Genomic DNA, 9,960 nt, shown 5'->3' with positions numbered 1-9,960 from the left:
CCGAAGGCTCGCTGTGGCGCAACATGTATCTGACGGCAGCGGCCGAAGTGGAAGGCGGGCCGGTGGCCGCGCCCGCCGGCGGGCTGGCGATGGCCCGCTTTGTGCCGACCGCGATGCTGCTGGACCTGATGGCGGTGCGGCTGGTGCCGGAACGGGCGCCTGCGGCCCCCTTCACCCTGGCGCTGGTGCTGCCGGATGTGAAGGAGCGGCATTTCATCACCGTGCGCAACGGGGTGATGGTGCATGAACAGGGCGTGGGGGATGCCGCGGACGTGACGGTGACGATGCCGCGCGCGGCGTTCCTGCGCGCGCTGGCGGGCGCGGGCGCGGGCGGGCCGCAGCCCATCATCGAGGGGCGGGCGGAGCTGCTGCCGCTGTTCCTGGGCCTGTTCGAAGCGCCGCCCGCGGATTTCCCGATCGTGACGCCTTAGGGTCAGCCCCAGGCAGGGATGTCGGGGCGCACCAGCCTCAGGCTGTGGTCACGCGACTTGTGCAGCAGGATATCCGCCAGCGGGCGGGCGCGGACGATATGCTCCTGCAGGTTGGGCAGGTTGATGCGCCGCCACACCACGGTGCGGGCGAACCCGCGCGCCTGCGTTTCACCCATCGTGCGGAACTGGGCGTAGAAGCTCGACGGATCCTGTTCGGCGGCGCGCCACAGGGCCATGAAGCGTTCGACGAACCAATGTTCCAGGTCTTCCTCCGTCGCGTCGAGGTAGACGAGGCTGTCGAGCGACTGCGCCACGCTGCTGTCGCCGCCGGCGGGGGCGAACCCCAGCCCTTCGACCAGCACGAGATCGGGCCTGTCGATCGTGCGGGCGAGCGCCGGATCGACATCATAGAGCGCATGCGAATAGCCGGGGATGCGGACGGGGCGGACACGCGCAGCCTCCAGCGTGACGGAAAGGGCGGCGATGTCATAGGTTTCGGGATAGCCCTTGCGCAGCATCAGGCCGCGGGATTCCAGCTCGTCGTTGGGGAGCAGGAAGCCGTCTGTCTGCACCACTTCCACCCGCAGGCGCGGGGCCAGCGCCGCCGCGAGTTCGGTGGCAAGCGTGGACTTGCCGGCCGCGACCGAGCCGGTGAGGCCGATGACGGTGACGGCGCCGGGTTCGCAGCGGCTGGCGATCAGTGCCCCTAGGGCGCCGGGCGTTATGAGACGAGCGGCCGTCATGAGATTGAAGAATGGCCGGTTTTGCCGCCGGCCTCAAGATGGGCCGGCGCGGGGCGCGCGCCGGCCGCCATCCTCAGAAGCGATAGCTGATGGTGCCGCCGAAGGTCCGGGGATCTCCGAGCTGGGCCGAGATAAGGCCGGTGTTGCCAGGTGTGACGGCAAGCGACTCATAGTAATTCTGGTCGAAGGCGTTGCGCACCCAGCCGAAGATATCCAGCGAATCGTCGCGGAAGCCGAAGCGGATATTGTGCAGCGAATAGCCGCGGACATCGGTGTAGATCGACCGCGAGGCGTTGGACGAGAAGGTGGAGCGGTAGCTCGCTTCATAGCCCAGATAGACTTCACCATCCTTGCCCAGCAGCGTGGCGGGCAGATTGCCTTCCGCCCCCCAGGCGAAGGACCAGCGCGAGATGCCCGGCAGCCACTGGCCCGAGACATCGCAATTGGCGGGGCTGTTGGCGCCCGGCGTGGAGGGTGGGCCAGGGGGCGTGCCGGTGCCGCCGCCGGCCAGTTCGGGCGGGCAGGGGGCGTCGACGAAGCGCACAAACCGGTGATCGGTGAAGGCGCCGGACAGATAGGCGTTGAAGCGGTCCGACGGACGGACGGAGAAATCCGCCTCCACCCCGCGAACCCGCACCTTGTCGGCATTCGCCAGATAGCCGCGCAATGTGCTGGAGCCTGAGATGTTGCTGATCACGCTGGCCTGGAAATCGCGGATCTCCGTCCAGTAGGCGGCGAGGTTCAGGGTGGCCTGCCGATCCCAGAACTGGCTTTTCAGGCCCAGCTCGAAATGATCCACCTTTTCCGGCTTGATCTGGGCGACTTCCAGTGCCGGAAGCCCGTTGGACAGGTTGGGCACGCCGTTCAGGTTGATGCCGCCCGTCTTGAAGGAGCGCGCATAGGTGGCATAGCCCAGCACATCGTCCGACAGCTGGTAGGACAGGTTGAGGTCGAACGAGAGGTTCCAGGCGGAGAAGCCGGGTTCGAAGAACTGGGAGGATTGCAGGCCGCGCTGCGCCGCGATCCATGGATCATTATAGTAGGGGTGCGTCGTATCGTTGGTGACGAGCTGGCGGGTGCCGTTCGAGGCGTTGCCCGTCACCACGGAATCATAATAGCCGTCCTTCTTGTCATAGTTGATGCGGACGCCGGGCGAGACGGTGAAGCGGTCTCCCGCCTTCCAGTTCAGCTTGGCGAAACCGGCAAGGCTCAGATTGTCGAGCCGGATGTCGTTCTCGGCGATCACCCCGTTCAGCACGGCCGGGTTCTTCGACAGCGCGCTGGACGGGTTCAGCAGCCAGGCGCTGGCGGCCGGGCCGGATTCCTGCACGCCGCTGGTGCGGATCTTCTGATAGAAGAGGAAGCCGCCGACGACGGCGTCGATCCTGCCCGTATCGAAGGCATAGCGCAGCTCCTGCGTCCACTGATCCTGTTTCGTCGGGTTGTTGACCTTGGTGTAGACGGGCAGCCCGGTGAAATCCCGGTCGTTCTTTGGCCCCCAGTTCCAGTAGCGCCAGGCCGAAATGGAGGTGATGGTGCCCGGCCCGACATCCCATTCGGCGCGGACGGACAGGCCGCCCAGTTCGTTGCGGGCGGCGATGTCGGCATCGAGATCGGTCACCCTGTCGAACGGATTGGTGCTGGGCACCTGATAGCCGGGGAACAGCGCCGTCAGCGCCGGGTATTGACGGCTGGCGACCCGCTGCGTGGTGCCGAGCCGCGCATAGATCTGGCCGCAGCAGATGGGATCCTGAAGGTTCCAGTCGCCGGAGAAGGTGATGCGGAAGGTTTCCGTCGGCTTCCACAGCAGCGCAGCGCGCACGCCCACATTATCCTGCGAGTTGATCCATGTGTCTGTCGCGACATTGTAGATCGTGCCGCGCCGGTCTGTTGCCGAGACGCTGATGCGCGCCGCCAGAGTGTCGCTCAACGGGCCGGAGACGGAGGCCTTCGCCTGCTTGAAATTGAGGTTGCCGATGGAGACTTCGGCGCGCCCCTCGAACTCGAAGCTGGGCGCGCGGGTGGTGATGTTGATGGCCCCGGCGGTGGTGTTCTTGCCGTAGAGCGTGCCTTGCGGGCCGCGCAGCACCTCGATCTGTTCCACGTCCACGAAATCCAGCGTCGCCGAGGCGATGCGGTTGTAATAGACCTGATCGACATAGACGCCGACGCCCTGTTCGAAGCCGTCGTTCGTGAGGCCGAAGGGCGCGCCGATGCCGCGAATGTTGATGAAGGTGTTCCGCGGGTTGGTGGAGAAGAATTGCAGCGAGGGTTGCAGCTGCGTCAGCCGGTTCAGGTTGAAAACGCCCTTCGAATCCAGGGTCGCGCCATCGACCACCGAAATGGCGACAGGCACGTCTTGGATGTTTTCCGCCCGGCGGCGGGCAGTGACGACGATCGCAGTGTCGTCCGCGCCGGCTTCGGCGGCGACCTGAGGTTCGGCGGCAGGCTGCGCGGGGGCAGGGTTTGCGACGGCGAGAGCGGCTGGGGCGAGCAGGAAATGAGAGATCATGCGGATCCTCCGTCAGTTGTCTGGAGAGAGGCATGACTCCGGTGGTCCGGTCGCCAGGCAGTTGGCTTGTGGGGTCAGGTCTGGGCGAAGCGCGTGCGCTCCGTGATGTCGAGCTGGACGAGGCGGCCCTCATGGACGGTGAGGCGGATGTCGCCGAAGCGGATGCGCCCCAGCGCCGCGACGATCTGCGCGACGGCGGCCTCCGGCACGGCCTCGGCGCGCGGTGTGGCCGGGGCGGCGAATCGACTGTCGTTCGGCATCGTCGTCTCCCTCTTCCTGAATGGTGCATGAGGGTAACTCAACTGAACCGATAGACAAGAAGGGAAATGGTCAAGCGAGGCTTTGCGGCGGCAAAGCGCGGCTTGTGCGCGGGGCCTTCAGCCGGAAACGGAGGTTAGTGCGCGGCGGCGGCGATCGGAGGAGGGGAGAGGTCGACCGTGCCCGGCGGCGGATCCGCCAGCGTCAGGCGGTCGAGCACGTCGGCGGTCGCGTCGCGCACGGCCAGCATCACCAGCCGCAGATGGCATTCGCTTTCCGGCACGCAATTGTCGCAGGGTTCATAGGCGAGCCGGGCGGCGCAGGGCACCAGCGCCAGCGATCCGCGCGTGATGCGGACGATGTCGCCATAGCTGATCTCGGACGGGCCTTTTTCCAGCCAGTAGCCGCCGGCCCGGCCGCGCTTCGTGCCGATGATGCCTTCGCGGGAGAGTTCCGAGAGGATCACGGTGAGGAACTTGCGCGGAATCCGCTGGGTGTCGGCGATCTCGCCGATCTGAACGGGCCCTTCGCCATGGCGGCCGGCCAGATAGAGGAGCGCACGCATGGCGTAGCGCGACTTCATGTTCAGCATCTTGGCATGCCCAATGCGCCTGTGGAGGGCACATATCAACCCATTTGGCAGACTTTGCGCGATCGGCGGCGGCAAGTCCGGTGCAGGGCCGCGCCGGATGTGTCAGGCCGGTTCGCCGAGGGCGGCGCGCAGCGCCTTCAATTCGGCGTTCAGCGCTGAAAGCCGGGGAATATCCGCCATGCGGCCGTCCATCAGCTGCGCGGGCACCGCGCGGGCCCGTTCGGCCAGATCGGCGCCCTTCGCAGACAGGCCGACCAGCACGACCCGTTCGTCGGCCGGATTGCGCCGCCGGGTGACGAGCCCGGCCGCCTCCATCCGCTTCAGCAGCGGGGTGAGGGTGTTGGTTTCGAGGCAAAGCCTGTCCCCCAATGCGCCGACAGGCTGGGCACCGGTTTCGCGCAGCGCCACCAGCACCAGATATTGCGGATAGGTGAGGTCGAGCGGATCCAGCAGCGGCTTGTAGCGCCGGCCGACGGCCAGGTTCGCGGCATAGAGCGAAAAGCAGAGATAGTCCGCGAAGGGATCGACAGGGTCCGGATGCGGGTGCGTTGCCATGGCGGACAGATAGATCGTGCACGACCTTATCGCAAGCATTGACACGGGCTGATTCGCCATTCATATCGCACACGATGAAATCGATAGCGATATAGTTCGGCGCGGGCCGGGCCGCTGCACATTCGGGAAGAGGATGACTTTGATGGCAATCCAGACGCTTTATCGCACCAGCGCCACCGCCGTTGGCGGCCGCGACGGCACCTCCGGGCTGGACGACGGCAGTTTCGAAGTGACGATGGGCATGCCCCGCGAACTGGGCGGCGCCGGCAAGGGCGTGAACCCCGAGCAGCTGTTCGCAACCGGGTTTGCTGCCTGCTTCCTGAGCGCGATGAAGGCTGTGTCCGCGCGCGACGGTTCGCTGGCGCGGGTGCCTGCGGATGCAACCGTGCAGGCGACGGTGGGCATCGGCCCGCGCCCGGACGGCGGCTTCGGGCTGGAAGTGGCGCTGAAGGTTTCGGTTCCGGGCGTGGATCGCGCGGCGGCCGAGGCGCTTGTGGCGGCGGCCGACGCGGTGTGCCCCTACAGCCATGCGGTGCGCGGCAACATCGACGTCAGCCTGGCGGTCGCCTGAGCCGGAAACGCTTGCGCGGCTGGCATTGAGGTGAGGTGCGGGCGGTGCGGCAGACGCGCTAGGGGGAAGGCGAGATCAGAGGGAGTTTCTAGCCATGCCGTTTCGTACCCGCATCACGGACATGCTCGGGATCGAGCATCCGATCGTCCAGGGGGGAATGCAGTCCATCGGGATTGCCGAACTGGCCTCCGCCGTTTCGAACGCGGGCGGTCTCGGCATCCTGACGGCGCTGACGCAGCCCAGCCCGAAGGCGCTGGCCGAAGAGGTGGAGCGCTGCCGGGGGATGACGTCGAAGCCGTTCGGCGTGAATGTCACCGTGTTCCCCACGACGATGTCGCCCGATTATGTGGGCTTTGCGAAGGCCGCGCTGGATGCCGGCGTGCGCATCTTCGAAACCGCCGGCACGCAGGCTGTGGCGGAGGTGTGGGAAGTGGTGAAGGCCGTTCCCGGCACCGTCATCCTGCACAAGTGCACCGCCGTCCGCCACGCGCTGTCGGCCGAGCGCAAGGGCGTGGACATCATTTCGATCGACGGCTTCGAATGCGCCGGCCACCCCGGCGAGGATGATATCCCCGGCCTGATCCTGATCCCGGCGGCGGCCGACAAGGTGAAGATCCCGATGCTGGCCTCTGGCGGGTTCGGCGACGGGCGCGGGCTGGTTGCCGCGCTGGCGCTGGGGGCCGAAGGGATCAACATGGGCACCCGCTTCTGCGCCACGAAGGAAGCGCCCGTTCACGACAATGTGAAGCAGAAATATATCGAGAATGACGAACGGGGCAGCCACCTGATCTTCCGCAACTTCCACAACACTGCCCGCGTGGGGAAGAGCGATGTCTCTGACGAGGTGGTGCGCCGCCTGAAGAACCCGGACGCGAAGTTCGAGGATGTGCGCGAGCTGGTCTCTGGCGTGGCCGGAAAGGAACTCCTGGAAACCGGCGATCTTTCGAAGGGCGTGTTCTGGGCGGGCATGGTGCAGGGCCTGATCCACGACATTCCCACCTGCGACGAGCTGATCCGCCGGATCATCGGGGAGGCGGAAGCCATCCTGGACCAGCGGCTGGCCGGGTTCCGCGTGCCGGCAGGCGGGGCGACGAAGGCCGCCTGAGCGGCGCTATCCCAGATCGAGATGCCGGGCCGCGATGGCCCGGACGGCGGGGCGGTGGGTTGCGATCACCGCCCCGCTTCCCGTTTCGTCCAGCCAGATCGTCAGGCGGCGGGCGACTTCCGCTTCGGTGGCGGCGTCCAGCCCCTCCGTCGGCTCGTCGAGGAGCAGCCATGGCCGGCCGGCGAGGAGGGCGCGGGCAAGTGCCAGCCGCTTGACCTGCCCACCCGACAGCCGCGCACCGCCATCGCCCAGGAATGTGGCGAGGCCGTGCGGCAGCGCCCGGACATCCGCAGCAAGGCAGGCCGTTTCCAGCGCCGCCCACAATTCCTCCTCCGCAAGGCCGGATCGGGCGAGGCGCAGATTGTCCTCTACCGTGCCGGCCAGCAGGGCCGGGTGCTGCGGAGCCAGCGCGAACTGGGCGGACAGCCCTTCGAACGCCACATCCTGCGCCCTGAGGCCGCCCACACCGGCCTGAACAGCCGGATGCCCCCGAAGCCCGGCGAGCGTTTCCAGCAGCGAGGTCTTGCCCGAGCCCGAGCGGCCGGTGAGAATCATCCTCTCCCCGGGGTTCAGATGTTCGCCTGCAAGGCCGAGGGGTTGCGGACCTGCCGGCAACGGGCGCGAGGGCTGTGCGGCTTCGGCGGCCAGGAGATCCAGTTCAGCAAGGCCGGTCTGCGACCGGGCCTGTTCCAGCCGGAAGCGCAGCGGGCCGCCCAGGGATTCCGCCGAGACGAGGACGGCAAGTGCGGCGGCGGCCGTGGCGGCGGCGTCGCCGCGCGACAGGGCGAAGACAAGCGCCGCGAGGAGCGGCCCGGCCGCCGCGAGCAGCCCCGATGCGACTGCGCCGCCCCGTGCGGCGGCGAGGCGCGCGCTGTCCATCTCGGCGGCTGACCGGCGCAGCCCGGCCGTCGCTGTTTCCGCGAGGCCATAGGCCGCGAGTTCCGGCCCCGACATCAGCAGTTCGGCCAGTTCGGCCTTCAGGCGCTGTTGCAGGGTTTCGGCGCGTGCGATGTGGGGATCGACGATCCGGGCGGCGAGCCGCCCCAGCGCGGCCGGGAGCGCCAGCAGCGCCAGCGCCAGCAGGGGGAGCGCCATCGGGCTCGCCCAGCCGCACAGCGCGAGCGCGACCAGCGCGGCCGCGATGGCCGCCGGGCGCGCCGGAGCCTGCACCATCCGGGCCTCGAGCGCGTCCACCCCGCCTGTCAGCCGCGCGACCGATTGGCCCGTCGAAAAGGAGGTCGCAAGGCGCGGGTCGGTCGCGGCGAGCCGGGCGAGAAGATCCGTCCGCACTTCGGCCAGCGAAAGGATTGCCGCCTTGTGGGACAGCAGCCGCTCGCCATAGCGGCCGCCGGTGCGCAGGATGGCGGCCAGCCGGATGAAGGCGCTGGGGACGAGATAGTTGAAGGCGCCCGCCGCGCCGGCGAGCCCGGCAAGCCCGGCCCCGACCAGAAACCAGCCGGAAAGGCCCAGCAGCGCTGATCCGGCGAAAGCGGCGGCGACCGCGCACAGGATGGCGGCGCGCATGGTGCGGGCGCGCGCGCTGGCCCGGTTCGCCACGATCTCCTCGATCCCGCTGCCGGGCCGGTTCATGGCAGCCGCACCACTTGGGCGGCAAGGGCGGCGAGCTGGTCATCATGCGTGGCGACGAGGATGGCGCGGCTGCGGCCAGCCTCTTCCACTGCGGCGCGGACCAGTGCAGCGCTGTCGGCGTCGAGATCGGCGGTGGGCTCGTCGAGCAGCAGCAGCGGCCGGCCGGACAGAAGCGCCCGCGCCACGCCGATGCGCCTGCGCTCTCCGCCGGAAAGGCCCGATCCGCGCCAGTCGATCGCGCCGTGGAGACCGCGCGTGGCCAGCAGCGGCGAAAGGCCGAGGCGGGCCGCCATCGTCTCCAGCTCGGCGTCTGGTGCGCCGGGGCGGGCGAGGCCGAGGTTGTCGGCAAGGGTGCCGGCCAGAATCAGGGCCCGCTGACCGGCCCAGGCCAGCGGCGGCGGTGCGCGTTCGGCCCATGTCAGCGTTCCGCCCACGATGGGCGCGCGGCCTGCGACGACGGCCAGCACGGAGGATTTGCCGGATCCGGTGGGGCCGACCAGCGCAATGAGGCCGGTTGGGTCCAGCCGGAAGTCCAACGGCCCGATCAGGGGGCCCTCGGCATGGCGCAGCAGCAGGCCGGTTGCCGAAACGCCGGCAAAGGGGGCGGTTCCCGGCGCGGGGACGGCATCGGGCGCTGCCAGGGCGGCTTCTGCCGCCTCGCCCAGCTGCTTGTCGTGGTAGGCGGCGGCGAGGCGGCGGAACGGCAGGTAGAATTCCGGCGCCATCGCCAGCACGAAGAAGGCCGACAGCAGCGACAGCGTTTCCGGCACGCGGAACGGCAGGATGCCCAGCAGGCTGAAGCCCGCGTAGAGGGCGACGAGCGCGACGGCGATTGCCGCGAAGAACTCGATCACGCCGCCCGACAGGAAGGCGATCCTGAGCGTGGCGATGGTGCGATCCGCCAGCGCCCGGCTGCTGTCTCCCATCTGGCGGAGGATGCGATCTTCCGCCCGGAAATGGCGGATTTCGGGCAGCGCCCGCAGCCTGTCGGCGAACAGCGCGTTCAGATCCCGCAATGCGCCCAGCTGGCGCGCCGCCGTGGCGCGCGCGGCGGTGCCCGCCAGCGCCAGCCCTGCGATGAAGGGGGGCAGGGTGGCCAGCAGGATGACGGCCGAAACCGGGCTGGCCGCCGCCACGATCAGCGCGATGAGAAGCGGCGCCGCCACGGCTGCGAGGCGCAGGGGGCGGAAGCGGGCCTCCAGCCCTTCCAGCATCTCGATCGAATCGATGGCGCGGCCCAGATCGTCGCCCGAGAGGCTGGTGGCGCGCGGCGCCGCGAGCAGCGCGGGCCAGTGGCGGGCGCGCTCCGCAGCCTTCCGTGCGAAGGCGGCCTTCAGGCCGAGATCGGTCGCCATCCATTGGGCGGCGGCGCGAACCACCCCGCCCGCGCCCAGCAGCAGCGCCGCCTGCCACATGGCGGCCGATCCGGGATGTGCGACGGCGGCGACGCCCAGCGCCAGCCCTGCGGCCGCCAGCGCAGCGCCCAGCGCATCGGCCAGCCAGCTGATGGTCGCGGCATGGCTGCCATGGTGCCGGGTGCGCTGTTCTGACGCTTTCATTCCATCGGCTTTTTAATTAGGAAATCCTCATATAAGGTGCGGCG

General features: G+C 68.8%; 10 protein-coding genes. 3 read left to right on the top strand and 7 right to left on the bottom strand.

Going from position 1 to position 9,960, the window contains the following annotated elements; translation table 11 throughout:
• On the top strand, positions 1-431 hold a 431-nt coding region (locus ACE3O8_RS00765; protein ID WP_374385739.1), incomplete at its 5' end, for an alkyl sulfatase C-terminal domain-containing protein.
• A gap of 2 nt (positions 432-433) precedes the next feature.
• Here the strand turns inward: ACE3O8_RS00765 and ACE3O8_RS00760 are convergent.
• The 5 genes from ACE3O8_RS00760 to ACE3O8_RS00740 all read right to left on the bottom strand — a co-directional run bounded on the left by ACE3O8_RS00760 (position 434) and on the right by ACE3O8_RS00740 (position 5,091).
• Positions 434-1,174: a hypothetical protein gene (locus tag ACE3O8_RS00760; RefSeq protein ID WP_374385737.1), complete on the bottom strand. Its 741-nt coding sequence runs from the start codon at positions 1,172-1,174 to the stop codon at positions 434-436.
• Between the two features lie 73 nt (positions 1,175-1,247).
• A complete protein-coding gene (locus ACE3O8_RS00755; RefSeq protein ID WP_374385735.1) occupies positions 1,248-3,686 on the bottom strand; it encodes a TonB-dependent receptor in 2,439 nt (812 codons plus the stop codon).
• Between the two features lie 74 nt (positions 3,687-3,760).
• Positions 3,761-3,946, bottom strand: coding sequence for a YezD family protein (locus tag ACE3O8_RS00750; protein ID WP_374385733.1), 186 nt, complete (start codon positions 3,944-3,946; stop codon positions 3,761-3,763).
• A 134-nt stretch (positions 3,947-4,080) separates the two neighbouring features.
• Complete coding sequence (locus ACE3O8_RS00745; protein ID WP_374385731.1) at positions 4,081-4,536, bottom strand: Rrf2 family transcriptional regulator; 456 nt, start codon at positions 4,534-4,536, stop codon at positions 4,081-4,083.
• Between the two features lie 102 nt (positions 4,537-4,638).
• Positions 4,639-5,091 (bottom strand): MarR family winged helix-turn-helix transcriptional regulator, encoded by a 453-nt coding sequence (locus ACE3O8_RS00740; protein ID WP_374385729.1) that lies wholly within the window; start codon positions 5,089-5,091, stop codon positions 4,639-4,641.
• 142 nt (positions 5,092-5,233) lie between these two features.
• On the opposite strand from ACE3O8_RS00740, the gene ACE3O8_RS00735 reads away from it, so the two are divergent.
• Both ACE3O8_RS00735 and ACE3O8_RS00730 read left to right on the top strand, forming a co-directional pair.
• On the top strand, positions 5,234-5,662 hold the full coding sequence (locus tag ACE3O8_RS00735) for an organic hydroperoxide resistance protein (RefSeq protein ID WP_374385727.1): 429 nt from the start codon (positions 5,234-5,236) through the stop codon (positions 5,660-5,662).
• Between the two features lie 94 nt (positions 5,663-5,756).
• Positions 5,757-6,767, top strand: a complete 1,011-nt coding sequence (locus ACE3O8_RS00730; protein WP_374385725.1) for an NAD(P)H-dependent flavin oxidoreductase — start codon at positions 5,757-5,759, stop codon at positions 6,765-6,767.
• A 6-nt stretch (positions 6,768-6,773) separates the two neighbouring features.
• Here the strand turns inward: ACE3O8_RS00730 and ACE3O8_RS00725 are convergent, their stop codons facing one another.
• Together ACE3O8_RS00725 and ACE3O8_RS00720 are read right to left on the bottom strand one after the other, a co-directional pair.
• Positions 6,774-8,357 carry an ATP-binding cassette domain-containing protein gene (locus ACE3O8_RS00725; RefSeq protein WP_374385723.1) on the bottom strand — a complete coding sequence of 528 codons (1,584 nt, stop codon included), beginning with the start codon at positions 8,355-8,357 and terminating at the stop codon, positions 6,774-6,776.
• Positions 8,354-9,916: an ATP-binding cassette domain-containing protein gene (locus ACE3O8_RS00720; protein WP_374385721.1), complete on the bottom strand. Its 1,563-nt coding sequence runs from the start codon at positions 9,914-9,916 to the stop codon at positions 8,354-8,356. Before ACE3O8_RS00720 ends, ACE3O8_RS00725 begins: the two co-directional genes overlap by 4 nt.
• Between the last annotated feature and the right edge of the window lie 44 nt (positions 9,917-9,960).

Source organism: Sandaracinobacter sp., from assembly GCF_041909755.1.
In the GTDB taxonomy this organism is placed as follows: domain Bacteria; phylum Pseudomonadota; class Alphaproteobacteria; order Sphingomonadales; family Sphingomonadaceae; genus Sandaracinobacteroides.
Note: the sequence above shows the minus strand (reverse complement) of the source record. Positions and strands in the feature narration are given on the sequence as shown.